The sequence below is a fragment of the Amycolatopsis sp. cmx-11-51 genome (assembly GCF_047608665.1).
Classification (GTDB): domain Bacteria; phylum Actinomycetota; class Actinomycetes; order Mycobacteriales; family Pseudonocardiaceae; genus Amycolatopsis.
In genome coordinates this window covers 281,205-307,396 of record NZ_JADNQO010000004.1, presented here as the reverse complement: position 1 = coordinate 307,396, position 26,192 = coordinate 281,205, and the positions used below count along the sequence as shown (strand labels likewise).

Genomic DNA, 26,192 nt, shown 5'->3' with positions numbered 1-26,192 from the left:
CTTTCCTCGAATCACTGGAGCGCCAGCAGGACTTCCCGGTCGAGATTGCCGACGAGAAGGTACTTCGGCTGATACCCGGCCGGAACCACGAAACAGACGAGACCCGCGGTGCCGTCGAAAGCATCCGGAGCGCCCGCGCAGTCCTTGACCCGTTGCGGGGCACCGTGCTCGTCGGCTGACAGCTCCAAAGCCGTGTCGCCCAGCCTGGACGCCTCCATTTGCAAGGTGAGGACCCGGAACCCGCTCAGCCACGCCTCGGCTCCTTCTGGCGGCTCCGGTCGGCTGTCGAGTACACGCACGGCCGACTCCCCCGACACCGCGGTCTGTCCCTTGCCGATCACCGGTGGCGGCCCCCAGGCCTCGCGGCGATGCTCCCACAGGTTCGGAACGGGATCGGCCGCCTCGCGGTACGCCGTCCCGCCGAAACCGAGCGGTGCCAGCACGACATAGGCGGCGAAGGCGAACCCGGCCAGGAACGACAGCGACTTACGCACGGTCACCGGCCTCGCCACGAGGAACGCCACGACGACCCCGAGCACCACGAGCGCTCCGCCGATCGACATCGCCGTGATCTTCTCCCCCGGATGGTGGGCTTCCACCACGGCGTCCGCGCCACGGACGGACAGCACCCGGTCCGTCAGCGAGGAAAGCCGCACGATCACCGGCTCCGCGAGGCCGAACGTCTCGGCCGTCGGCAGCTCGAGCGCACGGCCGTTTTCCGTGACGGCCATGATCTCGTAAGTGGTGTGCGGGCCGTTCTGTCCTTCGGTGGTCTTGGAATCCGACACAGAGACCACCGCGCGTAAATCGTACCTTCCGGCCAGCCCCTCGGCCGTCCATCTCCCGGCGAAAGCCGCGATGGATCCCAGCACGATTCCGATCGCGAGCAGAACGGCCACCCCTTGACTTTTCCGCGACTGTTCCGGAAAGGTCACCACCCCCTTGTTCCGCCACTTCAGTCTATTCTCCGGAGCGGTCGAACGGCACGGGATTTGTACCTACACGACCGTTTCCGTAACCATTTCGCTTCTTCGCCCGTCGTCGGCGGGCATACGGACCCCCTTGCCGAACCAGGTAAGAGTCGTCTAGACTCAAACCATGCTCACCAGGGACGACGCCGTGACGACGATCGAGGACGCGGTCGACGCGGCCACTCTGTTCGCCCACCACCGCTACCGCGATCTGGCGGCCGTCCTCCACCCCGACCGGAATCCCGGCGACCCTCGAGCCCATAAGGCGGCCGCCACCCTCAATCGCTTCTATGCCGATTGGAAGCAATCCCGGCACCAAACCGTCACCACCGCGACGGCGGCTTATCCGTTGACCCGGCCGCACGCGGTGGGCAGCATCGCGACGACCTATCGCACCACCAGCCCTCACCTGGTCAAAATCGTGCGCGATCCGGCGCTCAACCCGCTGATCCACGCCGAGTGGGCGGCGTTGCGCACGCTCGACGGCTTCACCGAACGGCACCGCTGGCTGCGCCCGTACTATCCACGCCTGATCGACACCTCGGGCCCGGTGGCGCGGGGCGACCGCGCGTTCAGCGTCCTCGACCCGCTCGTCGACGGGTTCACCACCCTCGCCGACATCGCGAAAGCCTTCCCGGACGGGCTCGACGGCCGCGACTACGCCTGGATGCACCGGCGCCTGCTGCGCGCCGTGGCGGGCGCGCACCGCGCGGGTGTCGTCCACGGCCACCTCACCGCGGACAACGTGCTGGTCCACCCCGAGCGACACGGCATCGTCCTGGCAGGCTGGTCCTTCGCCGTCGAGGAAGGTGTGCTCCCGCTGGCGGCGGACAAGTCCATCGACTACCCGCCGGAGGTCCACAAAGGACTGCCGATGACCGCGGCCACCGACGTCCACATGCTGCACAGATTGATGCTTTCGCTGCTGGCACCACGGGAAACCCGTCAACGCGAGTTTGCAACGTGGTGCACCCAGGAAGCCCCGGGACAGCGGCCCGACGCCGCTGATCTGCTCGACGAGTACGACAACCTGCTCGCCGAGCTGTACGGCCCCCGCACCTTCCGATCCTTCACCATCCCCGAGACAGGAGCCTGACCATGGGACACGGACACTGGGACGACAACGCCTACGCCGCCGCGAAGACTTTCCGCGCGGCCAAGGGGGAGGACGACTTCGGCTACAGCGCCGGTCTCCGCAAGAAGCCCGCTTCCGCATGGAAGGCGGCGGCAGCGCTCAACCCGGCTAACGCCGTCCGGGAGTGCCGGGATTCGGCCGACCACGCCGATTCGACGCCGATCGCGGTGCTGTTCGACGTCACCGGCTCGATGCGCCGGGTGCCCCGGATCATGCAGGGCAAGCTCGGCAAACTGCACGGCCTGCTGAAACGCCGGGGTTACCTGGCCGACCCGCAGGTCCTCTTCGGTGCGATCGGCGACGCCGACAGCGACCGGGTGCCGTTGCAGATCGGGCAGTTCGAGTCGGACAACCGGATGGACGAGCAGCTGCGCACGATCTTCCTCGAAGGCGGTGGTGGCGGACAGAAGAGCGAGTCCTACGAACTGGCCGCCTATTTCATGGCCCGGCACGTGGTCACCGACGCGTGGCAGAACCGCGGCCGCAAGGGCTATCTGTTCCTCATCGGCGACGAGCTGAACAAGCCCGCGCTGGAGGCCCGCCACATCCGCCGGGTGATCGGTGACGACGTGCGGGAGGACATCGACCCCGCGTCGGTGTACCGCGAGCTGGCCCGCAAGTGGCACGTCTACTTCGTGCTGCCGAACCAGTCGTCGTACTACAACGACCCGGAGATCGGCGAGCACTGGAGCGGTCTGCTCGGCCAGAACTTCCTCAAACTCGACGATCCCGGCGCGGTGTGCGAACTGATCGCGGCCACGATCGGGCTGGAGGAACAGGTCGTCGACGTCGACCGGGCGCTCGCCGACCTCGCGGACGTCGGTTCGGCGGCCGAGAGCGCGGCGGTCGGCAAGGCACTGGCGAATTTGAGCACCAGGACCGTCGTCACGTCGGCGGTGCCCGAGCTCACCGGCCCGGACGACGTGGTGCTGCGATGAGTCTCCTGGACGGGCATGTGGTGGTGGTCGGGCTCGGTTTCGGCGACGAAGGCAAGGGAGCCGTGGTCGACGCCCTCTGCGCCGACCGGCCCACCACGGCTGTCGTCCGGTTCAACGGGGGCGCGCAGGCCGCGCACAACGTCGTCGTGAACGGGCGGCATCACACCTTCAGCCAGTTCGGGGCGGGCACGTTCGCCGGTGTGCCCACCCATTTGTCGCGGTTCGTGCTGGTCGAGCCGTTCGCGCTGGCCGCCGAAGCCCGGCAACTGGAAACCGGCGGCGTCCGGAACCCGCTCTCACTGCTGAGCGTGGACGGGCGGGCACTGCTCACGACCCCGTTCCACATCCACGCCAACCGGACGAGAGAGGAGGCGCGCGGCACGAAACGGCATGGCTCGTGCGGAAAGGGGATCGGCGAGACCGTCTGGTACTCGCTTCTGCCCGGGGCCGTGCCGGGCGATGTGGTGGAGAGCCAGGAGGTGCTCGGGACGCCGGATGACGCGCCGACGGTCGCCGACTGCGCCCGGCCGTCGGTGCTGCGGCGCAAGCTCGACGCGCTCGCACGGTTCTACGCCCCGCTCGCCACCCCGCCGCACAGCGTGGACGAGCTGGTGGCGCTGTACCGCGATTTCGCGGACGCGGTGCGGATCACCGACGGTGCCCTCGCGGACTCCGGACGGCTGGTCTTCGAGGGAGCGCAGGGGGCTCTCCTCGACCAGCACCACGGGTTCCACCCGCATACGACCTGGTCCACCACCACGCCGCACAACGCCCGCGCACTGCTGGACGGGCGCCCGCACGCCGTACTGGGTGTCACGCGGACCTACCTCACCCGGCACGGCGCCGGCCCGCTTCCCACCGAGTCCGCCTCCGTGCTCGCCCGGTTTCCCGAGGCGCACAACGACACCGGTGAATTCCAGGGCGCGTGGCGGGCGGGCCATCTCGACGCGGCGTTGCTGGAGTACGCCATCGCGGCCTGCGACGGCGTGGACGCGCTCGCGGTGACCCACCTCGACGCGACCGGCCTGCGGGTCGTGCCCGGTGACGGCTCCCCCGCCGTCGAACTGCCGGACCCGCTGGCGTGGTTCGGCGCCCGGCTGCCGGTGGCCGTCGCCGGGTACGGCCCGGACAGGGCCGGTTACCGGGTCGCGGAGGCAAGGTCGACAATCAACGCGTGATCGAGTCGACGCCGGTGTCCGTGGACGTGCTCGTGGTGAGGTTCGCCCCCGGTACCAGGACCGTGCTGCTGGGAGTCGCGGCGCGAGCCGCCGAGCCGTTCGAAGGGGAACTCGCCCTGCCAGGGGTGCTGCTCGGGCTCGGGGAGCGGCTGCGGGACGCGGCGAGCCGGGCGGCCGTCACCAAACTCGGGCTGCCGCTGGACGCGCTCTCGGCGACGGGGCAGCTCACCACGTTCGACGAGCCGAACCGTGATCCCCGGGGGCCCACCCTCTCCATCGCCTTGTGGGCCACCACGGACCCCGCGCTCGACGATCCGGGAAACGTGGTGTGGGCGCCGCTGGACGCGGTCCCCCCGCTGGCTTTCGACCACGACCGGATCGTGGCGGATTGCCGTCCGCTGCTGGCCGAGCGGCTGTGGCGAGACGTCGCCTTCACCGCTGGGCTGCTGGGATCGACCTTCACGACGGCCCAAGCCCTGGACGCGACCGAAGCACTGACCGGGGACCGCCCCTATCCGGCCAATCTGGGCCGGATCATGGAGCGGGTCCCCGGGTTGCGGCGGACCACCGAGCACGCGGCCGCCCTCCCCAAGGGAGGACGGCCGCCTTCGTTGTGGCGCTGGGAGTGACGGATCAGATCCCGCAGGAGGACGCCGACCAGAACCGGCTGGACCGGTGCGCCACGTGCGTGTGATCGCTGTGGCCGGGGTAACCCGGGCCGAGGATCTCACTGAACCCGTGGTTGCGGGCCTGCTGCGCCAGCCCGCAGAAACCCTGCGCGCCCGCCCCGAGGTCGACCGCGTCGCCGTACAGATGACGGCTGGCGGCCGCCCCGCCGACCGCGTTGTTGCAGGAGACGCTGCGGAAGCCGCCGTTGACGTCGATCGGCCGGTCGCCCATGGCGTGCCGCATCGCCTGCAGCTTCCACATCGACACCAGCGCGTTGGCCTTCGCCGTCGCGGCGGAAACGTTGCCACCGGACCAGTCCGAGTTGCACCGGTTCAGTTCGGCGTACGTGAAGTTGACCGGCGTGCAGTCGTCGTCCTGCAGTGCGTAGATCTTCGTGAACGTGGCCGGCCCGGCGACACCGTCCGCGCCGAGCCCGTACGCCTGCTGGAACCGGGTCACCGCGGCCTTGGTGCCCGCGCCGAACTGGCCGTCGATCGCCAGCACGCCGCCGAAACCGGGATAACCGGCCACGCGGATCTGCAACTGACGGACGTCCTCACCGGACGCGCCCTCGGACAGCGTGCGTCCCCAGGAATAGCAGGCGTCGGCGGCGGCCACATCTCCCGCCGTCACCGGGCCCGGGTCGGCGCCGGCCGGAGCGGCCACCGCGGTACCGAGCCCGGCCACGAGGGCGAGCATCGGCAGTAAAAGACGAATGCGCATGACAGGAACACCTTTCAGGGCAGGGAAGGTGAGACCCGTGACCCCCACGGGTTGTCAACGATTCACTGGCTTGGATGCTAACGCGGTTCCGGGTGGCGTCCTGTGGGTCATTCGACCCACAGGAGCGGCTGGGCGGGTCCCGGAGGCTTCGGTCCGTGAAGGACTCCTCGAGGGACCCTGGGTCTCTCAAAGTTCCCTTCATTCACGCCGGAACGCCACCCTGGCCCCGGCTGCAATACCAGCCACAACGGCGGCGCGGGAAGGCTCCCTTCCCCAGTACGTGTAGGCCTCCTTGCCTACTGTCGAGGTCAGGGTCCCGGCAAGTCGCAGAGCTGCTGGTGGTAGTCCGGGCTTGACATTTCTGGTGCCGGCAAGGGTCGAGTGGGGAGGATTTGGGACGGTGAACGTCCGAAATCTTCCCCGCTCGGGCGTGTGCCGGGGAGGCATGTCTCTGAAACTCTGCTGATCGAGCTTCGCAACCGGTGTCCCTGACTCTCAAAGTGGGGAAGGAGCCTTCGCTGCCTGGAGCGCCCGAACGATCACCGGCACCCTCGCTCCTGACTGGGTGGATTTGGGCATCTGACGTCCCAAAATCCACCCAGCCCCTCACCCACCGCACGGAAGTATCCCCATACCCCACGCACGCATAGAGGGGCCGATGGACGTCGGGACGGGTCTCGTGAGTGGCAAAAACGGCTAGAACCGTCCTTACCACTCAAGACCCGCCGGACACTCAGCCCTTCAGCTGCGGAAAGTCCTCCTCGCGAAACTCCCCCGCCGGCCGCTCACCCGCGTCGTTCTCGCGTCCTCGCAGTTCGACCCGCCGGATCTTGCCGGAGATCGTCTTCGGCAGCTCCGCGAATTCCAGCCGCCGGATCCGCTTGTACGGCGCGAGATGCTCGCGGCAGAAGGCCAGGATGGACACCGCGGTCTCGGCTGTGGGTTCGTGCCCGTTCGCGAGGACGACGTACGCCTTCGGCACGGCGAGCCGGATCGGGTCGGGTGCGGGGACCACGGCCGCCTCGGCGACCGCGTCGTGTTCCAGCAGCACGCTTTCCAGTTCGAACGGCGAGATCCGGTAGTCCGACGCCTTGAAGACGTCGTCCGTCCGGCCCACGTAGGTGATGTAGCCGCGTTCGTCGACCGAGCCGACGTCCCCGGTGTGGTAGAAGCCGTTCGCGAAGGCCGCGGCGGAGCGCTCGTCGTCGTCCGCGTATCCGGTCATCAGCCCGACCGGCCGCTTGGCGAGGTCGAGGCAGATCTCGCCCTCCCGCGCACGCTCGCCGGTGACGGGATCCACGAGCGCGACGGTGAAGCCGGGCAGCGGGCGGCCCATCGATCCCGGTACGACGTCCTGTCCGGGGGTGTTGGCGATCTGGACGCTGCTCTCGGTCTGCCCGAAGCCGTCGCGAATCGTGACGCCCCAAGCCTTCTCGACCTGGTCGATCACTTCGGGATTGAGCGGTTCGCCCGCGCCGACCACCTTGCCCGGCGGGGTCTTCAGCACGGTCAGGTCCGCCTGGATGAGCATCCGCCACACCGTCGGCGGGGCGCAGAAGCTGGTGATGCCGCAGCGTTCCATCTGTGCCATCAGGGATACCGCGTCGAAGCGCGCGTAGTTGTAGAGGAACACCGTCGCCTCGGCGTTCCATGGCGCGAAAACGTTGCTCCACGCGTGTTTCGCCCAGCCTGGCGAGGAGATGTTGAGGTGGACGTCGCCAGGTTCGAGACCGATCCAGTACATTGTGGACAGATGGCCGACCGGATACGAGACCTGGGTGTGCCGCACCAGTTTCGGTTTCGCGGTCGTGCCGGAGGTGAAGTACAACAGGAGCGGGTCGTCCGCCGCCGTCGGGCCGTCAGGGGTGAAGTCCTCCGGTTGCTCGTAGGCGTCCACGAAGGACTGCCAACCCTCGACCGGTTCACCGACGGCGATCCGGGTGTAGTCGCCGCCGACGTTCTCGAACTTGTGCGCGTCGGCGGAGCGGATCACGACGTGTTTCGCCGCGCCCCGCTCGACCCGGTCGGTGAGGTCCGCCGGGCCGAGCAGGGTCGAGGCCGGGATGATGACCGCGCCCAGTTTGATCGCCGCGAGGATGGTCTGCCACAGCTCGCCCTGGTTGCCCAGCATCAGGATCAGCCGGTCGCCCCTGGCCACACCGAGCGAGCGCAGCCAGTTCGCGACCTGATCGGACCGGCGCGCCATCTCCGGGTAGGTCCAGCGGTTCTCGATGCCGGTCTCTTCGACGATCCACAGCGCGTACCGGTCCTGATTGGCCGGATCGGCCGCGACGACGTCGAACCAGTCCAGCGCCCAGTTGAACTCGGCGGGCCGGGGCCAGGTGAAGTCGCGATACGCGGTTTCGTAGTCCTCGCGATGGGTCTGCAGATAGTCCCGCGCCTCGCGGAACGTGCGATGTGCCTCCGAAGCGCTCACGATCGTCCTCCCTGGTCCGCTGGATGGCCGCCGGTTCTTTCTACTCTCCCTTGAACTCGGGCGCGCGCCGCTCGAGGAAGGCCTGCACGGCCTCGGCGAGGTCCTTGCTTGGCAGGAACGCGGCGTTCCAGGCCGACACGTAGCGCAGGCCTTCGGCGACCTGGCGTTCGGTGTTGACCGAGAGGACGTTCTTGGTGCCCTGCACGACCAGCGGCGGATTGGTGGCGATCTCCCCGGCCAGCTTGCGGGCCTCGGCCAGCAGCGTCTCCTGGTCCGCGAAGACGTCGTTGACCAGGCCGATCTTCTCCGCGCGGGCGGCGTCGACGTCCTTGCCGGTGTAGGCCAGCTCTCGCAGGTGCCCCTCGCCGATGATCGGCGCGAGCCGCTGCAGACTGCCGAGGTCGGCCACGATCGCGACCTTGACCTCGCGCACGCTGAACTTCGCGTCCGCGCTCGCCAGGCGGATGTCGGCGGCCGCGATCACATCGACACCACCGCCGATGCACCAGCCGGAAATGGCCGCGATGACCGGTTTACGACATTCGGCGACCGAGGACACGCTCGCCTGGAGGGTCTTGACCTCGTCGAGGAACTTCGACCGCGGGCCCGCGAGCGCGTCTCCGCCGAGCATTTCGCCCCAGCCGGGCATCATCGCGGGAAGGTCGAGCCCGTAGGAGAAGTGCTTGCCGCCGCCGGTCAGCACGATCGCCCTGACCTGCGGGTCCGCGTCGAGCGCGCCGAAGACGATCGGCAGCTCACGCCAGAAATCCGGGCCCATCGCGTTGCCTTTGGACGGACCGAGCAGCGTTACTTCGGCGACGTGCCCGTCGATGTCCACCTTGAGCGAAACGAGATCGGGAAGACTGTCAGCTGTAGCGGTCATGAGGTCATCTTGACTCATGTGATCGACAGGCTGCCAATGGCCACTGTGCCCGGCCGCTCTGAGATGCTTTCCTGGAAATACCGGCGAGTACCGACGATCGACGAAGGACGGTGAGATATGAGCCCGGCCAGCAGCGCCACCGCGGTCGCCGACCTGCCCATACCGACCCCCGGACGACGACGGGAACGATCCTCCCGGCCGATCGAACTGTCGGGGTCCTTCACCCATGAGGGTCACCGGCTCACCTACACCGAGTTCGGCTCCGGCGACCGGGTCGTCATCCTCACCCACGGCATCATGCTGACCCGGCGGATGCACGCCCCGCTCGCCCGCAAGCTGGCGCGAGCGGGTTTCCGGGCCGTGACGCTCGACCTGCTCGGTCACGGTGACTCGGACCGGCCCACCGAGTCGTGGCTGTACTCGATGCCCGCGTTCGCGGAGCAGACCGTCGCGCTTCTCGACCACCTGGACATCGACGCCGCCGTCATCGGCGGGACGTCGCTGGGCGCCAATGTCGCCCTCGAGGTGGGCGTCGCCGCTCCGGACCGCGCGCTCGGGCTGATCGTCGAGATGCCCGTGCTGGACAACGCGATCGTCTCCGGGCTGATCACGTTCACGCCACTGCTGATGGCCGCCCGGTTCCTGCCGGTGACCGTGCAGGGGGTGGCGCTGGCGGCGAAACTCGTCCCGCACGGCAACCAGTGGGTCGACGTGGTCACCGACACGCTTTCCCAGCAGCCCGCGCCGATGGCCGCGCTCCTGCACGGCGTGCTCTTCGGCCGGATCGCGCCGCCGAAGTCGATCCGGCGGAAGATCGAGACCCCAGCACTGGTCATCGGGCACGAGCGCGACCCGATCCATCCTTTCGGTGACGCGGACACACTGGCCGCGGACATGCCTGCCGCCGAGTTCGTCCAGGCCCGCAGCCCGGTCGAACTACGCTTCGACCCGAGCCGCCTGACCGAAGCCATCGTCGACTTCTCCGCGCGCTGTCATGACCGTTGAGCCGGCGCCGACCCGGAACTCGGGCGCGGAGGAACTGCGGACGGAACGGCTGCTGCTGTGCCGTCCCGCGCCCGAAGACCTCGACGCGATCTTCGCTCTCCACACCGATCCGGTGGCCTGCGAGCACAACCCTTCGGACCTGATCGAGACCCGCAAGGAAGCGGAACTGCTGCTGCTCCGCTGGTCGCACCAGTGGGACCGGTACGGATTCGGGTACTGGACGGTCCGACGGCAGGACTCACCGGAGCCGCTCGGGTTCTGCGGGGTGAAGATCGTCGGCTTCCGGCGGCACGCGGTATTGAACCTCTTCTACCGGTTCTTTCCGTTCTCCTGGGGCGCCGGGTACGCGAGTGAGGCAGCCACCGCGGCAGTGGACTGGGCGCGCACCCACCGGCCGGACGACGTCGTGATCGCCCGCGTCCGGCCGGAGAACGTCGCGTCACAGCGGGTGGCGCTCCGGGCCGGTCTGCTCCGGGCAGACGAATTCGACACCCCCGGCGATGACGGGGCCGACTGGTTTTACTGCTCCCAAGACGATCAGGAAGACTGAGCCAGCCCCGCCACCGGGCCGAAGACGATCACCGCTGGCGGCCGCACCCCGGCCGCCGCCGCGTCCTCGACCACACTGTCCAAAGTGGAGCGAAGAACCCGCTGCGTACGCATCGTGCCGTCCTCGACGATCGCCACCGGCGTGTCCCCCGGCCGCCCCTCCAGGAGCGCCTTCGTGAACAGCGGAAGGCGCTCGACGCCCATCATCAGCACGATCGTCCCGCGCATCTTCGCCAGCAGATCCCAGTCCACCAGCGACTTCTCGTCGTCCGGCGCGACATGGCCGGTCACCACCACGACCTCGTGGGCGACGCCGCGATGGGTCACCGGGACGTCCGCGGCGGCGGGTACGGAGAACGCGCTGGTGATGCCCGGAACCATCGTCACCGGGATGCCCGCTTCGGCGCAGGCCAGGACTTCCTCGAAGCCGCGGCCGAACAGATACGGATCGCCGCCCTTGAGCCGCACGACGAATTTGCCCGCCTTGGCCCGGTCGATCAGGGTGGAGTTGATCACTTCCTGGCTGGCGGCACGACCGTAAGGGATTTTCGCGGCGTCGACGATCTCGACGTGGGGAGAAAGTTCGTCGAGCAGTTCGCGCGGGGCCAGCCGGTCGGCGACGACGACGTCGGCCCTGGCGAGGAGACGGCGGCCGCGGACGGTGATCAGTTCCGGATCGCCGGGGCCACCGCCCACCAGTGCGACGCCGGGAAGGTCGTCGTGAGCGTCCGGCACGCGGCCGTCGGCGACGGTACCGGCACGCAGGCCGTCGAGGATGCTGTCCCGGACCGTGGCCGACCGCAGCGGCTCGCCACCGGAGAGGACCCCGACCAGCAGTCCGCCGTGCCTGCCCGAGGCCGGGGTGACCGCGCTGCCGAGGTCACCGTCGTCGGCGCGAACGCAGAAGACCCGTACGCGTTCGGCCTCGGCGCACACGGCGGCGTTGACCTCGGGGTCGTTGGTGCACGCCAACGCGTACCAGGCGTCGGTGAGGTCACCCTCGGCGTAGCGGCGTTCGTGCCAGACGATCTCCCCGGCGTCGGCCATGGCGCTCACCGACGGCGTCGTGTGCGGCGAGACCAGCTCGACCCGCGCGCCGGCACCGATCAACCGGGGCAGACGGCGCTGGGCGACCGTCCCGCCGCCGATCATCACGACACGACGGCCTGCCAGGTCGAGGCCGGAGAGGTAATGCGGGTCATCCATGCGGGGCAGTGTAAGGATCCATCGGCCCGGACCGCGATCCGAGTGAGAACCGCCTCAGCGCTCCAGCAGGGCCAGGAGTTCGGTGTTGCCGAACATCTTGGCCGCGTCGATCGCCGACGGCTCCCCCGCCGCCGGGTCCGCGCCGCCTTCGAGGAGCGCCTTCACGACGGCGGGCTCGTTCTTGAAGACCGCGCCGGCGAGCGGGCTCTGACCGCGGTCGTTCTCGCGGTTCGGGTCGGCTCCGCGCTGGAGCAACGCCGCGACCGTCTCCGCGTGGCCGTGATAGGCGGCGAGCATGACCAGCGTGTCGCCCCGGTCGTTGGTCAGATTCGCCGAAACGCCCGCGTCGACGTACGCGGCGAGATCGGCCGTCGCGCCCGCCCTGGCGAAGGCGAACACCTTCGCCCACAGCGCCAGCAGTTCGGGATCGAATTCCTCGGCCTGTCCGGAGTTCTCCGTCATGCGGCCGATTCTCCCACAGGAACCGCGGTCCGGACGGCGTGTCACACCGCCCGGACCGGCGGGCTCAGTGTCTGTCGGTGAACCCTCGACCGCTATCGCGGTGGCAGGGCGCTGCCTGGCAGATCACGTCACGGTGGGCGAATAGGGCGCCCTGCCACCGCGATAGCGGGGCCTTCGGCCGGGCGGGTTCACGCGTTCGGATAGGGCAGCAAGGCCATCTCACGGGCGTTCTTGATCGCCGTGGCGACCTGTTTCTGCTGCCGCGGCGTCAGGCCGGTGACCCGGCGGGCGCGGATCTTGCCGCGGTCGGAGACGAACTTCCGCAGCAGGTCGGCGTCCTTCCAGTCGACCTCGGTGATCTTGTTGGCGTGCAACAGGTTCGTCTTCCGCTTGACGGGGCGGTCCCGGCTCGGCTTCACCAGCTCGACTTCGTGACGCCGGGCAGTTCGCCGTTGTGCGCCAGCTGCCGCATCCGGACCCGTGAGAGCCCGAATTTCCGCAGGTAGCCGCGCGGGCGGCCGTCTGCGGTGTCGCGATTGCGGATCCGGGTCGCGCTGGCGTCCCGGGGCATCGCCTGCAGGGCCGACACCGCGACCGCCTTCTCTTCTGGCGACGCGGACGGCGAAGCGATGGTGGCCTTCAGCTCACGACGGCGCTGGACGTGGCGCGCGGCGATGACCTTGCGCTGCTCGTTCTTGGCGATCTTGGACTTCTTGGCCATCAGCGTTCCTCCTTGAACTCGACGTGCTTGCGCGCGACCGGGTCGTACTTGCGCAGCACCATGCGGTCCGGGTCGTTCCGGCGGTTCTTCTTCGTGACGTAGGTGTAGCCGGTGCCGGCGGTCGAACGGAGCTTGATGATCGGCCGGATGTCGGTGCTCTTGGCCATCAGAGCTTCACCCCTTTCGCGCGGAGTTCGGCCACGACGGCCTCGATTCCCCGCTTGTCGATGGTTTTCATGCCCTTCACCGAGACCCGCAGCCGGACCCAGCGCCCTTCGCTCGGCACGAAGTAACGCTTGGCTTGCAGGTTCGGCTCCCAGCGCCGGGACGTGCGCCGATGCGAATGCGACACCTGCTTCCCGTAGCCCGGTTTGCGGCCGGTGACCTGGCACACGGCTGACATACACCCTCCTAAGTTGATATCGGTTGTCGTTTTCATTTACTGTACACAGTCGAACCAGCCCGCAATCGACGCCCCGGAGCTTCAGTGACCGAAAACCCGCGCGTGCCCCTCGTCCTGATCAGTGGCCTCGCACCGGGACCGAACGCCGACCTCGCCGAGCGGCTGCGCCTGGCCAAGCTCGGTACCGCCGTCGTGCACCACGACCTGAGGCAGATTCACTCCGGAGTGGTAGAACGGCGGATCCAGCTCGGCGACCGCGACCAGCTGACCGTCCTCGAACTGGCGCACGGCTGCGTCTCGTGCACCCTGCGCGAAGACCTGTTGCCGCTGCTGCGCAAGCTCTCGCAGCAGCCACAGGTCCGGCGGATAGTGGTCCGGCTCGACGAAGCCATGGAACCCGAACCGGTCAGCTGGGCGCTGCACAACGTCCTCGTCGGCGAGCGACCGGTGATCGAGGACGTCGATCTCGAGGCCGTACTCGCCGTCGTCGAGTGCGCCGGCTGGCTGGCCGACACCACCGGCGACGACATTCTCGCCGAGCGGAACCTGCAGGCCAGCCCGGAGGACGAGCGCACCGTCGCCCAGGTCGCGCTGGCACAGGTCGAATTCGCCGACCTGGTCGTCCTCGCCGGCGCCGCGACCGACGCCTGGTCGGCGGCGAAGGCGTCGGCGGTGCTCGATCGGGTCGCGCCGTCGATCCCCCGCGTCGAACTGTCCGCCGTGGACGGAAAGACCGTGCTCGACGCCGTCCCCGCCGGAGCCCGGCGCGGCGAGGTCACCGACATGCACGGACCGCTGCTGCGCGGTGAACCGCCGTTGCACACCGACTGCGGGATCGGGCTGCTCACCTTCACCTCGCAGCGCCCGTTCCATCCGGAGCGCCTCCACGACGCGATCGACGTCCTGCTCGACGGCGTCGTCCGGAGCCGGGGGCGGCTCTGGGTGGCGAGCCAGCCGGACATGGCGCTGTGGATCGAGTCGGCGGGCGGCGGGCTCGGTATCGGGCACGCCGGGCCGTGGCTCGCCGCCCCCGGCGGGCCGGACTGGGCCGACGTCTCCCCCGAACGCCGCACGCTCGCGTCCCTGCGCTGGGACCCGCTGTACGGCGACCGCGCGCAGGAACTGGTCGTCGTCACCGATCAGGCCACCCCCGACGAGGTCGAAGCCGCCCTGAACGGGGCGCTGCTGACCGACGAGGAACTCGCCGCCGGGGAGCGGGAATGGCTCCGCTACCCGGATCCGTTCGGCGAGTGGCACGAAGAGCCGTGTGAGGACACGGAAATCGATCCGGCGAAACACGACGCGAATGTGTCGAACCGAAAGGACGAAACGCAGTGAAACCCGGCATCCACCCCGACTACCACCCCGTGGTGTTCAAGGACCTCTCCACCGGGGACGCCTTCCTGACGCGGTCCACCGCCACGTCCGAGCAGACCATCGAGTGGAGCGACGGCAACACCTATCCGGTGGTGAACGTCGAGATCAGCTCGTGGTCGCATCCGTTCTGGACCGGCACCCAGCGGATCATGGACAGTGCGGGACAGGTCGAGAAGTTCCATCGCCGATACGGGCGCCGCGGGGGTGCGAAGTAATGGCCGTCCCGAAGCGGAAGATGTCGCGCAGCAACACCCGGTCCCGGCGCTCGCAGTGGAAGGCGGCCGTGCCCGATCTGGTGCCGATCAAGGTGAACGGTGAGACGAAACTGGTGCCGCGCAAACTCATGAAGCACTTCTATCGGGGTGGAGAGTGACGACGCCGGTCACGGTGCTGTCCGGCTTCCTCGGTGCGGGCAAGACGACCGTGCTCAACCACGTCCTCGCCAATCGCGAGGGGCTTCGGGTGGCGGTGATCGTCAACGACATGAGCGAGGTCAACATCGACGCCGCGCTGGTGCGGGACGGGAACAGCCTCTCCCGCACCGAGGAACGGCTCGTCGAGATGACCAACGGGTGCATTTGCTGCACCCTGCGCGACGACCTGCTGGAAGAGGTGTCGCGGCTGTGCGCGGACGGGCGGTTCGACTACCTGCTCATCGAATCCAGCGGGATCTCCGAACCGATGCCCGTGGCGGCGACGTTCTCCTTCGCCCGTGAAGACGGCGCCACTCTGCTGGACTCCGCGTGCCTGGACACCATGGTGACCGTGGTCGACGCGGTGAACTTCGAGCGAGAACTGTCGACCGGGGACGCACTGACCGAACGCGGGCTAGCCCAGTACGACGGGGATGAGCGGACGGTCAGCGATCTGCTGATGGACCAGATCGAATTCGCGGACGTCCTCCTGCTCAACAAGGCGGATCTCGTGCCGTCCGCTTCGCTCGAACGGTTGACGGCGGTGCTGCGGCGGCTGAACCCGGCCGCCGAGGTGATCATCTCGACGCACGGCCGAGTCCCACTCGATCGGCTGCTCGGCACCGGGCGCTACGACGTCGAGCGGGCGCAGGAAGCACCCGGCTGGGTGGCGGAACTCAACGGCGATCACGTCCCCGAGACCGAGGAGTACGGGATCTCCAGCGTGGTCTTCCGCGCCGGGCGGGCGTTCGACGCCGAACGGTTGTGGGACTTCGTCGGCAGGCTCGATTCCGGCGAGTTCGGGACGGTCCTGCGCTCGAAGGGGTTCTTCTCGCTGGCTTCACGGCCCGGGGTGACCGGGCTGTGGTCGCAGGCCGGGTCGGTCGCCCGGTTCGAGCCGCAGGGTGTCGAGGACACGCCGCGACAGGAACTCGTGTTCATCGGGGTGGGGCTGGCGAAGAACGCTTTGCTGGACTCGCTCGAGGGCTGTTTGTCCACTGTGGAGTTCGGTGGGGCGGATCCTTTTCCTGCGTGGGAAGCCGTGCACGTCCACTAATCTGGTCGCTACCCCACCGCAAGTAGTCCTCTAGTTGCGGTCGTTGCGTGTGCAACTACCGCAACTAGAGGACTGCTTGCGGTCAGTCGGCGAGTACTTGTTCACGCAGGATGTCGGCGTGTCCGCAGTGCTGAGCCAGCTCCCGCAGCACTTGCAGGTACACCCAGCGAAGCGTCCGCGGCCCCATCCGGTGCCCGGTCACGACCGTGTCCAGCGGCAGGTCCGCGACCGCCGCCCTGGCCGTGGCGCAAGCTTCCCGATGGGCCGCCGTGATCGAGGCGACGGTGTCGTCGTCGGCGAGCCGGAAGGATTCGTCCGGATCCCGGGCCAGGCCGAGCTCCCGGCGGGACGCGCCGCCGACGCACTCCTCGAACCAGACCCGCTGCATCCACGTCACGTGCTTGAGCAGCCCGAGCAACGTCGTCGCCGACGTGACGAGCCGGCGGCGGGCCTGCTCCTCGGTAAGACCGTCGAGAGTCGTCTCGATGGCGCCGCGATGTTCCTCGATGAACGCGTCGAACTGTGTGCGTTCGTCGTCCAGCGGCACAGCGAACGAACCCATCCGAATCTCCTGTCGTCGCAAGTCGATCAGTAGTCAGCCAGAGCAGCAGCCACCGGCGGGCGCGGCGCCCTCGTAGGCGTCATGCCAGTTCCACCATTCGTACGGCGGCGTCTGCGGATACCCCTCCGGCGAATCCTCCCACTCCTCCTGCCGCCCCAACGCGGTGATGTCGAGGTAGCTCCACGTGCTCCCCATCGCCTCGTCACCGCGATCGTGGACGAAGTACGTCCGGAAGACCTGGTCGCCTTCGCGGATGAAGGCGTTGGTGCCATGCCATTCGCCGACCCCGAAGTCGACGTCGAAGTCACCGGTGATCGTGTACCAGGGCATCGTCCAGCCCATCCGCGCCTTCATCCGCGCGAGATCCGGCTGCGGTCCGCGTGAGGCGAAGGCCAGCGTGGTGTCGCGGGCGTTCAGATGGGCGACGTGCGCGACCTGATCGGCGACCAGCGAGCAGCCTTGGCAGGCATGGTCGGGGAAGCCTTCCACGCCGGGTTCGAAGAAAGCCCGGTAGACGATCAGCTGACGGCGCCCCTCGAACAGATCCAGCAGGCTCACCGCCCCGTTCGGTCCCTCGAACTCGTACGGCTTCTCGACCGCGGCCCACGGCATCCGCCGCCGCTCGGCCGCGAGCGCGTCACGGGCGCGGGTCAGCTCCTTTTCCTTGACCAGCAGGCGGAGCCGCGCTTCTTCCCATTCGGCCGGGGACACCGTGTTGATCTTCATGATCCCTCCAGATGGTCTTTCAGAGCCGCGAGCGGCCCGTCCCAATCGCGGGCGAGCGCGGCGAGGAACTGCTGGGCGACCTGCATCGGGGCCGAGTGCAGCCGATAGCGCACGCGGCGCCGCTCCCCCTGTTCCGGGGTCACCAGGCCGGCATCGGTGAGCACGGCGAGGTGCTTGGCGATGGCCTGCCGGGTGATGGGCAGCCGCTCGGCCAGATCGGTCGCCGTGGCGGGGCCTGCCGAGGCGAGGGTGGCGAGGATGCTCCGCCTGCTCGGGTCGGCCAGTGCGACGAAGACCTGTTCGGCGATCGCTTCGATGTCAGACGGCATCGAGGTATTCGATCAGTTCGCCCAACTCGGCCGCCCACCCCTTCGTGTTCCCTTCGAACGCGACGCTGTGGGTGTCGTCCGGAAGCTGGGAGAAGCCGGACTCGACGACGGTGAGCCGCGTGCCCGCGCCGACCGGTTCGAGGGTGAACTCGACATAGGTGCGGCGCGGGTCGTCGTCGGGCAGGCCGTAGATGTTCCAGGTGAAGCCGAAGATCTCCGGCTCCTCGACGCGCTCGACGCGCATGTTCGCCCTGTGCCCCTCGTCCCATTTCATCTCGGCGTCACCACCGGGCCTCAGGTCGATGCTCGCCTGGTTCCCGAACCAGGTGCCCAGCCCCTCGGCCGTGGTCAACGCGGCCCAGACCTTCGCGGGCGGATGGGCGATCTCGACGGTGCGTTCGATGCGGTCGGGGAATCCCACGACGACCTCCTCAAGTAGCAATCAATCGGTTGCCATATCTTTGTATGGCAACCAGACGATTGCGTCAAGGGTGGCTCAGGAAGCCGAGTACAGCGCGCCGAGGAACTCCAGCAGCAGACGTTCACGCAGCGGGCCGGGTGCGGTGGCCAGCAGTGCGTTGATCTCGGCCATCCGGGTCGGCAGGCCCGCGCCGCCGCCGAGACCCGCGGCCGCCAGCAGCCCGGCGAACTGCTCCGAGGTCAGCGTCGCGGGATCGAGCGCGGCCACGAACTCCGCCACCTGCGGATCGACGACGACCGGCCCGGACTCACGGGCGGCGTCGACCGAAGCGGCGAGGCTGTCGAGAAATTCGGTTTCACTGCCCCGGTTCGCGGCCGTCACGGTCAGGTGCAGGTTCGCGGGCGAGGACTCGTGGGCGAACTGGGGCTGGACGTACCAGCCGCGCTCACGCATCTCGTCCGCGACGGTGAACAGGTCGAATCCCGCACCGGTGTCCACGGTGAAGGCGAGCAGCGTCGAGATCGGGTCGCCGAGGACACGCAGTCCGTCCAGCGCCTCGACTCCCGCGCGGATTTGCACGGCCGCCTCACGCGCGGCCGAAGCCAGTTTCGCGTAACCCTCGTCGCCGACGTGACGCACCACCGCCCACGCCGCCGCCAGCGGGCCACCCGACCGCGTGCTCTGCAACGTGGTGTTCAGCATCGTGTAGCCGGGCCAGTCGGCGCTGGCGAAGTAGTGCGTGCGGCGTAGTCCTGCGTTGGCGTGCAAGAGAACCGACACGCCTTTCGGGCAGTAGGCGTACTTGTGCAGGTCCACCGAAACGCTGGTGACCCCGGGGACGTCGAAACCGAAAGGACCGAAATCCAGGTACGGCAGGACCCAGCCGCCGATGCAGGCGTCCACATGGAACCGGACGCCGTCCAGCAGCGCCGCGATCTCCGGGATCGGGTCGAGGACGCCGTGCGCGTACGACGGCGCGCTCGCGACGACGAGCACCGTGGTGTCATCGACCGCCGCGGCCATCGCTTCGGGAACCGCGCGGAAGGTCACCGGATCGACCGGTACCGAAATTACGCGGACACCGAAGAAATGCGCCGCCTTGTGGAACGCGGCGTGCGCTGTCGTGGGCAGCACGATGCTCGGCGACGTCACTTCGGGATGCGCGTCGCGGGCGGCCAGAACGGCGAGCATGCACGACTCCGTGCCGCCCGAGGTCACCGAACCGACCGTCTCCGCCGTGCCGCCGAGCAACCGCGCGGCGGTGCCGACGAGGTCGTTCTCCATCCGCAGCAGGCTGGGGAACGCGGTCGGGTCGAGGCCGTTGGCCGACGACGCCAGCGCGTGCGCCGCCGCGCCGAGTTCGTCCACTTCGGACAGACCGCTGTCGTAGACGTAGGCGAGTGTCCGGCCCCCGTGCGTCGGCAGGTCCCCCGCGCGTAGTTCGCGCAACTCCCGGAGGACGTCTTCGGCGGTCATGACCGGCGCTCCAGCACGGACTTCCGCAGCAGCGGGATACCCAGCACGATCAGTACGGCCGGAAGGATGGACGTGCCAAGCAGGATCGCCGTGAGCGCACTGTCGGGCTGCTCGGCGTTGGCGCCGAGACTGGACTGGTAACCACCGAACTGCAGCACGAGGCCCCACAGCCCCGGTCCGAGCGCGAGTCCCAGCGTCTCCGACGCGGTCCAGACCCCGGCGGCGACCCCGGCCCTGGTCTCACCGGTCCGCTCCTCCTCGTCGCTGATCAGGTCGGGCAGGATCGCCAGCGGGAACACCGAGATCCCCGCGTACCCGACACCGCAGAAGGCGACGAACACCATCGTGATCGCGAACGGGAACACCTGGGCACCGAGAAGTCCCAGCAGGCCGACGCCGAACGCGGCGGTGGCGATGCGGAAACCGGCCAGCTTCCCCAGGCTCGCCCCGAGTTTCGGCCACAGCGGCATGGTCAGCAGCGCCGGGCCGACGAACCCGACGAACAGGACTGTCGAGTAGGCGGAGTTGCCGAGGATCCGCTCGGCGAAGAACGGGATCGCGGCCAGCACCGTGCCGATGCCGAGTGCCTGGACGAAGTAGATGCCGAGCAGCCAGCGGAACGGCCGCCACCGCGCGAGCGTCCGGAACAATTCGCGCGGGCTCACCGTGTTCGGCCGCAGCGCGCCGACGGGAGCGTCCTTCAGTCCGAAGTACACACCGAGTGTCGCGAGCAGGATGATTACGGCGATGAACAAGCCCATGACGCGGTAACCCGAGACGCCGCCGACGAGTTCGGTGATCGCGGGCGCGCCGCCACCGGCGATCAGGATGGTGACGGCGAGGAAGCCGATCCGGACGCTGGTCAGCTTCGTGCGCTCTTCGGCCGAATCGGTCAGCTCGGCGGGCAGCGCGTTGAACGGCACCTGGAAGAACGCGTACGCGGTGGCACCCAACAGGAACATGACGACTACGTAGATCGCGTCGGGCACCGGGCCGCCGAAGCCCGGGTGTGCGAACAGCGCCGCGAAGAAGACCGAGACGCCAATGCCGCCGAAGAGCAGGAATCGGCGGCGGCTGCCGGTCCGGACCAGGTCCGCGTCCGAGAGCCTGCCCGCGATCGGGTTGAAAAGCACGTCCCAGGCCTTGGGCACGAACACGATCAGGCCTGCCACGCCCGCCGCGACGCCCATCGTGTCGGTGAGGTACTTCAGGAGGAGCAGGCCGGGAACCGTGCCGAACGGGCCGGTGACGAACGAGCCGAGCGAGTAGCGGTACCTCGTCCGTGCTGGCAGGACTGCCATGATCCTCCTCGAGGCGATTCTCCCGATGAAGGCCTCAGTATTGGATCTTGGCCACCACCGGGTAGTGGTCGGAGGGAATCGTGCCACCGTCGTGATGCACGAGCTGTACCGGGCCGACAGCGGCGAGTGGGCGGCCGCCCGCACGCACGGCTCCGACGTAGTCGAGCGAGTCCCGGTAGGTCGCCGGAACGGACTTCGCGGCGTGCGGGTTCGTCGCCGCGTCGAAGGTGTACGCGCCTTCGCCCGTCGTGCGGAGGACGCCGCCGAGAGCGGCTTCTCCCTGCTGGACCTGGGCCCGGCCTTGGGCGTCCTTGCGCGCCTGTCCCGCCCAGAACTCGATGTTCAAGTCCCCGGCGATGACGACCGGCTCGCCCGCGGGCGCGTATTTCGTGACCAGATCCCGGATCTCGCCGAGCTGCGCCATCCGGACCTCGTGCGCCTTCGGCAATGTCTCCGGCCCCTCGTCGGCCTGCATGTGGGTACCCGCGATCCAGAGCGGCTTCCCGTTCACGACCAGCCGGGCGAGCGCGGCGCCCTTGTTGGACAGGTAATCCGCCGTGCCCGAGTGGGAATTGCGGAAGACCAGCTGGTGTTGTTCGGTCACCGGCGCCTTGCTCAGCACGGTGACCCCGCCGTTGACCACGATGGGCGAGTTCGAGCAGTTCCCGTTCACCGAGTTCCAGCCCGCGGAGGTCTTGCAGTACTGGCCGACGAGCGGAGTCTGGTACGGCCAGACGTCCTTCAGCCGGTTCCGCGTCTCCTCCGCCTGGGCGCTGAACGCCTCGTCCAGGACGACGACGTCGGCGTCGTTCGCGCGGATGACGGCTTCCGCCGCGAGAGCCCTCGCCTGCTTGTCGGCGGTGTTCGGACTGGCGACCCACGGCAGTTGCCAGATGTTGAACGCCATGACCTTCACCGAGACCGCGGCTTGGGCGGGGACGGCGGTTCCGGCGAACATGGCGGCGGCGATGGCGAGCACGGCGAGCTTCCGCACGAAAGACCCTTCCTCAGGAGACGACGAACGTCCGCGAAGTTCCGCTGAACGCGGAGATCACCCCGTTCCAGCCGTTCTTCCAGTTGCCGAAGTGGACCACGCGGTATTTGCCGATCGGGGCGTTCGGGGGGATCTTCCAGTGGACGACGGCTTTCGATTCGGCGACGAAAGTCCGTGCCCAGTGGTACTTCGTGTCCCAGTCGCCGTCGTCGGCGTGCCGGACCCAGTTACCGTCGAGCAACCGCTGGATCTCCAGGAACGTGCCTCCGCGCCGGAGGTCGTTCTTCGGGTGCCCGGTGACGAACTCGACGGCGACCTGTTCACCGCGCGCATAGGTGCTCTTGGCGTCGACCAGGACGTCGCCGAAGTTCTTGAACGCGGGCGCGCTGTCGAAGACGACGCCGGGCTGGAAGTTGATCAGCTTGCCGCGCAGGTCCCGAGGTATCGGCCCGTGCGGGACGGTCTTCCCTGCCTTCATCGCGGCCGCGAGTTTGGCGAATTCCTGCTGGTAGGCGGGAAGTGTGTACCGGCCGTAGAGGGTCGACGCGCCTTCGTACTGCTGCGAGTCGTACTCCTCCGGGGTGGTGACGTACTGGCTGTAGGCGTTGGAGTAGCCCTGGACGAGCACGTTCTCCAGTGGGACACCCAGTTCCGCCGCGACGGTCCGGCGCAGCCGCAGGCCGGAGACGATGGTCAGTTCGGCGGGTACGGCCACCAGGTGCAGCTGTCCGATCCGGACGATCTGCAGCGGCAAGACCTCGGGCGTCCACGGATACGGCTTCATCGCGCCGAACGGGACGGCGACCACCTTCGGCGCCTGCGCGTCGGCGAGTGCCTGCGGGATCGGCGCGTCGATGCCGCCGAGCCAGTCGATGAACGGGTTCTTCACACCTTCCGGCAGCGGCAAGCCGGGGCCGTCTTCGCGGCTGCCCGCCAGCATCGACACCCCGATCGCGGCCGTGCAGGTGTGCTGCGGCCGCCCGTTCGGCGTGTACTTCGCGTCGACCGCCACATCGGACATGTCCACGTAACACATCCGATGGTCGACGCCGCCCGTCACGGCCTCGGCGGCCGCGTCGAAGGCACTCCTCGCCGCGCGGAACTGGAGGTCGCCGATGGTGCGGGTGTTCTCGAACTCCGTCTCCGGCGTCCCCGGCGAGAGGTTCAGGTTCGGGCTCATGTCGCCGGTGTTGGTCTGCGGGAACGCGGCGACGAACCGCGGGTTCCCGTCGAGGTAGCGTACGCCGGCGTGGTCGTGCTCCCATTCGTAGGCGGCGTAACCCTTGTTGTCGCCGCTGATCAGGTGATTGCCGTTGCTCATCGACGTACCGTGCGTGGCGAACCAGCTGATCGCGCCGACGTCGGCGCCGTTCTGGCTGAACCGCAGCACGGTGACGGCCGGGTCGATCGCCTGCGGGAAATGGTCCTTGTCCGCCTGCGGGTTCAGGTCGAACGCCTTCCGGGAGCGGTTGACGCTCGCCTTGGTCAGTTCCGCACGGCCGAGCCGGATCGACCCGGGCGCGACGTTCGCGTGTGCCCGGCTGATCGCCTCGAAGATCCCGTCGACGACGGCGTCGTAGACCTCCTGCTGAAAGCCGAGGATCGCCAGATCGTAGGCGGCGTAATGGGAATCGCCGCCGCACGCGGAATGGGTGTGCGTGGCGTTGAGGAGCACGTTCTGCTCGGAGTACAGGTCGCCGTACGCGGCCTTGAGCTTGCGCATCACGCCCTGGTGCACGGACTGGAACAGAGCGCCGAGGTCGGCGGTCACGAACGCGATCCGCTTGGCGCCGTCGTCGACCACGAACGCCCGCGCCCGGGTGCGGAGGTGGATGCCGGCGGTCTGCTGCTGCGGCATCGAGTAACCCATCATGCCGTTCTCGGCGGCAGGACCGGTGACGTCGGAGATGCCGATACCGACGCGGAAACCTTGCCGCTGCGGCGTTTGTGCCGCCTGCGTGCCCTGAGCGCTCGGCGCGCCGAGCACGCCTGCCGCGACCGGCAAGGCCGCCGCACCCGCAAGAACCCGCCTCCGGCTCACCGCCATGAGTAGCACCTCCCGGCCGCGAACATGAACGGACTTCATGTTCGTGGGCGGGACGCTACGTGATGGGGCTCACTCTGGCAACCCACGAAGGAGCTGAAGGGGACTTTCCCCGCGTCTCACGCGGTGAAGGGCGCTTTCCCCGCATCGCACGCGGGGAAAGTCCCCTTCAGCCCCTACGAAAGGGTTTCCGCGACTTTTGCGAGCGTCGCCGCGTCACCCCGCAGGAGCAGCGTGGTCACCACGGTCTCCTTCCACGCGGCGAGTTCGTCGCGGATCTTTCCCGCCGGTCCGATCAGCGAGGTGTCCTCGACCAACGACGTCGGGATCGCGGCGGTCGCCTCGTCCTTGCGCCCGGCCAGGTACAACTCCTGGACCTTGTCGGCGACGTCCTCGTACCCCATCCTGGCGAAGACGTCGTGATGGAAGTTGACCGATTTCGCGCCCATACCTCCGATGTAGAGCGCCAGCGACGGTTTGATCCAGCTCGCGGCCTCCTCGACGTCGTCGTGGACGAGCACAGGCACGGACGCGGCGACCTCGAACTCGTCGAAGCCGTGCCTGGCACCGGGGCGCGAGAAGCCCTCCTGGAGCGCAGTCCGATAGAAGGCGTCGCTCTTGGGCGAGAAGAACAGCGGAAGCCAGCCGTCGCAGATCTCCGCCGACAGCGCCACGTTCTTCGGTCCCTCGGCGGCGAGGAAGATCGGGATCTCCTCGCGGAACGGGTGCACTGTGGACTTGAGCGCCTTCCCGAGCCCGGTCCCGCCCCGCAGCGGCAGCTGGAAGTGCTGCCCGTCATGGGTCACCGGCGCCTCACGCGCGACGACCTGCCGCACGATGTCGACGTACTCGCGCGTGCGGGCCAGCGGCTTCGGATACGGCTGCCCGTACCAGCCCTCGACCACCTGCGGCCCGGACGCGCCGAGCCCGAGCACGAACCGGCCGCCGGAGAGGTGGTCCAGGGTCAGCGCGTGCATGGCCGTCGCGGTCGGGGTGCGGGCCGACATCTGGACGATGTTGGTGCCGAGCTTGATCCGGCTGGTCGACGCGCCCCACCAGGCGAGCGGGGTGAACGCGTCCGAACCGTAGCCCTCGGCGGTCCACACGGAATCGAAGCCGAGTTCTTCGGCCTTCAGCACCGCGTCCAGCGCACCCTCGGGCGGACCGGAGGACCAGTAACCGAGGTGGTAACCAAGCTTCATCGAGGCTCCTAGTCAGACGTTCGGTGAGTAGTGCTCCGGTTTGCCCCGCTCCGAAAGCGGCGGAAGGTTCCTCGCGGGAGTCTCGACCAATGGGGTGTCGGGGGCCAGTTCGCCACGTTCCCGGCGCCAGCCCGCCCGAGCGCGCGGGTGGTAGCGACGGTCTCGCGGGACCAGCTTGAACACCGCGTTGATCAGCTTCCCGGTCCGCCGGTGCCGCCGCTCGTCACGGTCGGTCCAGGTGTAGCCGAGCCGCTCACGGATCGGCGGGTCGTACAGGCCGACGGTCAGCCAGACGAAGTTCCGCGCCACCTGCCCGCGGACGAGGTTCCAGGCGAAATCCGGCAGCCATGGCAGGAAGTGCGGCTTCGCGATGTCCTTGATCTCCAGCACGTCGCGGGTCGCCTTGTTGTCCTCCAGGACGTTCTCGCACATGCGCTTCCAGTACAGCTGGAAGTCCTCCCACGACTCCGGCACCGGACGCATGCTCATGCCGTACATCTCGTACCACTGGACGTGCTCGTCGAACAGCTTCCGCTTCTCGGCCTCGCCGATACCGCCGACGAAGTTGTCCGCGATGAGGATCGCGCTCATGAAGAACGTCGAATGCGCCCAGTAGAAGGTGTCCGGGTCGAGCGCGTGATAGCGCCGCCCGTGCTTGTCGACGCCTTTGATCCGATCGTGGTAGCCGCGCACCTCCGACGCCGTCCGCTGGGCACGCGGCCCGTCATAGATCACTCCCCCGATCGGGTACAACGAGCGGAACAGCCGCTGCCAGCGCTCCTCGAAGAACCGCGAATGTTCCTCGACGCCCGCACCCAGCTCAGGGTGCATGTTCTGCATGGATCCGGCCCAGAGCGCGATCAACAGTCCACGCCAGTCGCCGAAATACTTCCAGGTCAGCGAATCCGGTCCCAGCGGCCGCGGCTGTGCCATCCCCGGTCTCCTCAATGAGCTGGTTAAATTGACCACACCTGTTGTCAGGTTAAAGTTGACAACAGCCGTAGTCAACT

Annotated in this window: 30 protein-coding genes; 10 read left to right on the top strand and 20 right to left on the bottom strand. The window is 68.4% G+C overall.

From position 1 onward, the window contains the following. Positions 1-11: 11 nt before the first annotated feature. On the bottom strand, positions 12-899 hold the full coding sequence (locus ACM6LU_RS17950; RefSeq protein ID WP_414938851.1) for a hypothetical protein: 888 nt from the start codon (positions 897-899) through the stop codon (positions 12-14). A 199-nt stretch (positions 900-1,098) separates the two neighbouring features. Here ACM6LU_RS17950 and ACM6LU_RS17945 point away from each other — a divergent pair, with 199 nt between their 5' ends. Genes ACM6LU_RS17945 through ACM6LU_RS17930 form a run of 4 tightly spaced genes read left to right on the top strand, consistent with a single transcriptional unit; the run spans position 1,099 to position 4,851 of the window. Then, positions 1,099-2,067: an adenylate cyclase gene (locus ACM6LU_RS17945; protein WP_414938850.1), complete on the top strand. Its 969-nt coding sequence runs from the start codon at positions 1,099-1,101 to the stop codon at positions 2,065-2,067. Between the two features lie 2 nt (positions 2,068-2,069). Further along, positions 2,070-3,044, top strand: a complete 975-nt coding sequence (locus ACM6LU_RS17940) for a hypothetical protein (protein ID WP_414938849.1) — start codon at positions 2,070-2,072, stop codon at positions 3,042-3,044. Continuing rightward, positions 3,041-4,222, top strand: coding sequence for an adenylosuccinate synthetase (locus ACM6LU_RS17935; RefSeq protein ID WP_414938848.1), 1,182 nt, complete (start codon positions 3,041-3,043; stop codon positions 4,220-4,222). Before ACM6LU_RS17940 ends, ACM6LU_RS17935 begins: the two co-directional genes overlap by 4 nt. Beyond that, positions 4,219-4,851, top strand: coding sequence for an NUDIX hydrolase (locus tag ACM6LU_RS17930; RefSeq protein WP_414938847.1), 633 nt, complete (start codon positions 4,219-4,221; stop codon positions 4,849-4,851). Before ACM6LU_RS17935 ends, ACM6LU_RS17930 begins: the two co-directional genes overlap by 4 nt. 4 nt (positions 4,852-4,855) lie before the next feature. Here ACM6LU_RS17930 and ACM6LU_RS17925 read toward each other — a convergent pair whose 3' ends face one another. From ACM6LU_RS17925 to ACM6LU_RS17915, 3 genes are all read right to left on the bottom strand, one after another. Then, the gene (locus tag ACM6LU_RS17925) at positions 4,856-5,614 is read right to left on the bottom strand and encodes a D-Ala-D-Ala carboxypeptidase family metallohydrolase (RefSeq protein ID WP_414938846.1); all 759 of its coding nucleotides are present in this window, start codon (positions 5,612-5,614) and stop codon (positions 4,856-4,858) included. A gap of 733 nt (positions 5,615-6,347) precedes the next feature. Then, positions 6,348-8,051, bottom strand: a complete 1,704-nt coding sequence (locus ACM6LU_RS17920) for an AMP-binding protein (RefSeq protein WP_414938845.1) — start codon at positions 8,049-8,051, stop codon at positions 6,348-6,350. Positions 8,052-8,091: 40 nt separating this feature from the next. Then, positions 8,092-8,934: a crotonase/enoyl-CoA hydratase family protein gene (locus tag ACM6LU_RS17915; RefSeq protein WP_414938844.1), complete on the bottom strand. Its 843-nt coding sequence runs from the start codon at positions 8,932-8,934 to the stop codon at positions 8,092-8,094. Positions 8,935-9,051: 117 nt separating this feature from the next. On the opposite strand from ACM6LU_RS17915, the gene ACM6LU_RS17910 reads away from it, so the two are divergent. Continuing rightward, on the top strand, positions 9,052-9,939 hold the full coding sequence (locus tag ACM6LU_RS17910) for an alpha/beta fold hydrolase (RefSeq protein WP_414938843.1): 888 nt from the start codon (positions 9,052-9,054) through the stop codon (positions 9,937-9,939). After that, the gene (locus tag ACM6LU_RS17905) at positions 9,929-10,489 is read left to right on the top strand and encodes a GNAT family N-acetyltransferase (protein WP_414938842.1); all 561 of its coding nucleotides are present in this window, start codon (positions 9,929-9,931) and stop codon (positions 10,487-10,489) included. The genes ACM6LU_RS17910 and ACM6LU_RS17905 overlap by 11 nt, the downstream gene beginning before the upstream one ends. On the opposite strand, the gene cobA is transcribed toward ACM6LU_RS17905, so the two are convergent. The 6 genes from cobA to rpmB form a co-directional block, all read right to left on the bottom strand. Beyond that, entirely contained in the window at positions 10,477-11,694 is a 1,218-nt protein-coding gene (gene cobA, locus ACM6LU_RS17900) for a uroporphyrinogen-III C-methyltransferase (protein WP_414938841.1), read from the bottom strand. The two genes, ACM6LU_RS17905 and cobA, sit on opposite strands and share 13 nt — an antisense overlap. Before the next feature lie 54 nt (positions 11,695-11,748). After that, the gene (locus ACM6LU_RS17895) at positions 11,749-12,156 is read right to left on the bottom strand and encodes an ankyrin repeat domain-containing protein (RefSeq protein WP_414938840.1); all 408 of its coding nucleotides are present in this window, start codon (positions 12,154-12,156) and stop codon (positions 11,749-11,751) included. Between the two features lie 188 nt (positions 12,157-12,344). Further along, positions 12,345-12,578, bottom strand: a complete 234-nt coding sequence (gene rpsR / locus ACM6LU_RS17890) for a 30S ribosomal protein S18 (protein ID WP_414939149.1) — start codon at positions 12,576-12,578, stop codon at positions 12,345-12,347. Next, positions 12,572-12,877, bottom strand: coding sequence for a 30S ribosomal protein S14 (gene rpsN / locus ACM6LU_RS17885; protein ID WP_414938839.1), 306 nt, complete (start codon positions 12,875-12,877; stop codon positions 12,572-12,574). Before rpsN ends, rpsR begins: the two co-directional genes overlap by 7 nt. Next, positions 12,877-13,044: a 50S ribosomal protein L33 gene (gene rpmG, locus ACM6LU_RS17880; RefSeq protein WP_005149953.1), complete on the bottom strand. Its 168-nt coding sequence runs from the start codon at positions 13,042-13,044 to the stop codon at positions 12,877-12,879. The genes rpsN and rpmG overlap by 1 nt, the downstream gene beginning before the upstream one ends. Further along, positions 13,044-13,280 (bottom strand): 50S ribosomal protein L28, encoded by a 237-nt coding sequence (gene rpmB / locus ACM6LU_RS17875; protein WP_005149951.1) that lies wholly within the window; start codon positions 13,278-13,280, stop codon positions 13,044-13,046. Before rpmB ends, rpmG begins: the two co-directional genes overlap by 1 nt. A gap of 84 nt (positions 13,281-13,364) precedes the next feature. On the opposite strand from rpmB, the gene mrf reads away from it, so the two are divergent. Genes mrf through ACM6LU_RS17855 form a run of 4 tightly spaced genes read left to right on the top strand, consistent with a single transcriptional unit; the run spans position 13,365 to position 16,127 of the window. Further along, a complete protein-coding gene (gene mrf / locus ACM6LU_RS17870; RefSeq protein WP_414938838.1) occupies positions 13,365-14,618 on the top strand; it encodes a ribosome hibernation factor-recruiting GTPase MRF in 1,254 nt (417 codons plus the stop codon). Next, positions 14,615-14,872, top strand: a complete 258-nt coding sequence (locus ACM6LU_RS17865; protein ID WP_410657886.1) for a type B 50S ribosomal protein L31 — start codon at positions 14,615-14,617, stop codon at positions 14,870-14,872. The genes mrf and ACM6LU_RS17865 overlap by 4 nt, the downstream gene beginning before the upstream one ends. Next, positions 14,872-15,030, top strand: a complete 159-nt coding sequence (gene rpmF, locus ACM6LU_RS17860) for a 50S ribosomal protein L32 (protein WP_414938837.1) — start codon at positions 14,872-14,874, stop codon at positions 15,028-15,030. Before ACM6LU_RS17865 ends, rpmF begins: the two co-directional genes overlap by 1 nt. Further along, entirely contained in the window at positions 15,027-16,127 is a 1,101-nt protein-coding gene (locus tag ACM6LU_RS17855) for a GTP-binding protein (protein ID WP_414938836.1), read from the top strand. The genes rpmF and ACM6LU_RS17855 overlap by 4 nt, the downstream gene beginning before the upstream one ends. 82 nt (positions 16,128-16,209) lie before the next feature. On the opposite strand, the gene ACM6LU_RS17850 is transcribed toward ACM6LU_RS17855, so the two are convergent. The 10 genes from ACM6LU_RS17850 to ACM6LU_RS17805 form a co-directional block, all read right to left on the bottom strand. Further along, positions 16,210-16,689, bottom strand: coding sequence for a DinB family protein (locus ACM6LU_RS17850; protein ID WP_414938835.1), 480 nt, complete (start codon positions 16,687-16,689; stop codon positions 16,210-16,212). A 33-nt stretch (positions 16,690-16,722) separates the two neighbouring features. After that, complete coding sequence (locus tag ACM6LU_RS17845; protein ID WP_414938834.1) at positions 16,723-17,415, bottom strand: DUF899 domain-containing protein; 693 nt, start codon at positions 17,413-17,415, stop codon at positions 16,723-16,725. Next, positions 17,412-17,744 carry an ArsR/SmtB family transcription factor gene (locus ACM6LU_RS17840; protein WP_414938833.1) on the bottom strand — a complete coding sequence of 111 codons (333 nt, stop codon included), beginning with the start codon at positions 17,742-17,744 and terminating at the stop codon, positions 17,412-17,414. Before ACM6LU_RS17840 ends, ACM6LU_RS17845 begins: the two co-directional genes overlap by 4 nt. Then, positions 17,734-18,165 (bottom strand): SRPBCC domain-containing protein, encoded by a 432-nt coding sequence (locus ACM6LU_RS17835; RefSeq protein WP_414938832.1) that lies wholly within the window; start codon positions 18,163-18,165, stop codon positions 17,734-17,736. Before ACM6LU_RS17835 ends, ACM6LU_RS17840 begins: the two co-directional genes overlap by 11 nt. A 75-nt stretch (positions 18,166-18,240) precedes the next feature. Next, positions 18,241-19,641: a pyridoxal phosphate-dependent decarboxylase family protein gene (locus tag ACM6LU_RS17830; protein ID WP_414938831.1), complete on the bottom strand. Its 1,401-nt coding sequence runs from the start codon at positions 19,639-19,641 to the stop codon at positions 18,241-18,243. Continuing rightward, the gene (locus tag ACM6LU_RS17825; protein ID WP_414938830.1) at positions 19,638-20,942 is read right to left on the bottom strand and encodes an MFS transporter; all 1,305 of its coding nucleotides are present in this window, start codon (positions 20,940-20,942) and stop codon (positions 19,638-19,640) included. Before ACM6LU_RS17825 ends, ACM6LU_RS17830 begins: the two co-directional genes overlap by 4 nt. Before the next feature lie 34 nt (positions 20,943-20,976). Next, positions 20,977-21,936 (bottom strand): sphingomyelin phosphodiesterase, encoded by a 960-nt coding sequence (locus ACM6LU_RS17820; RefSeq protein WP_414938829.1) that lies wholly within the window; start codon positions 21,934-21,936, stop codon positions 20,977-20,979. Between the two features lie 13 nt (positions 21,937-21,949). Beyond that, positions 21,950-23,983 (bottom strand): neutral/alkaline ceramidase, encoded by a 2,034-nt coding sequence (locus ACM6LU_RS17815; RefSeq protein WP_414938828.1) that lies wholly within the window; start codon positions 23,981-23,983, stop codon positions 21,950-21,952. A 173-nt stretch (positions 23,984-24,156) separates the two neighbouring features. Then, positions 24,157-25,182 carry an LLM class F420-dependent oxidoreductase gene (locus ACM6LU_RS17810; RefSeq protein WP_414938827.1) on the bottom strand — a complete coding sequence of 342 codons (1,026 nt, stop codon included), beginning with the start codon at positions 25,180-25,182 and terminating at the stop codon, positions 24,157-24,159. Positions 25,183-25,194: 12 nt separating this feature from the next. Further along, positions 25,195-26,115, bottom strand: coding sequence for an oxygenase MpaB family protein (locus ACM6LU_RS17805; protein ID WP_414938826.1), 921 nt, complete (start codon positions 26,113-26,115; stop codon positions 25,195-25,197). Positions 26,116-26,192: the final 77 nt, after the last annotated feature.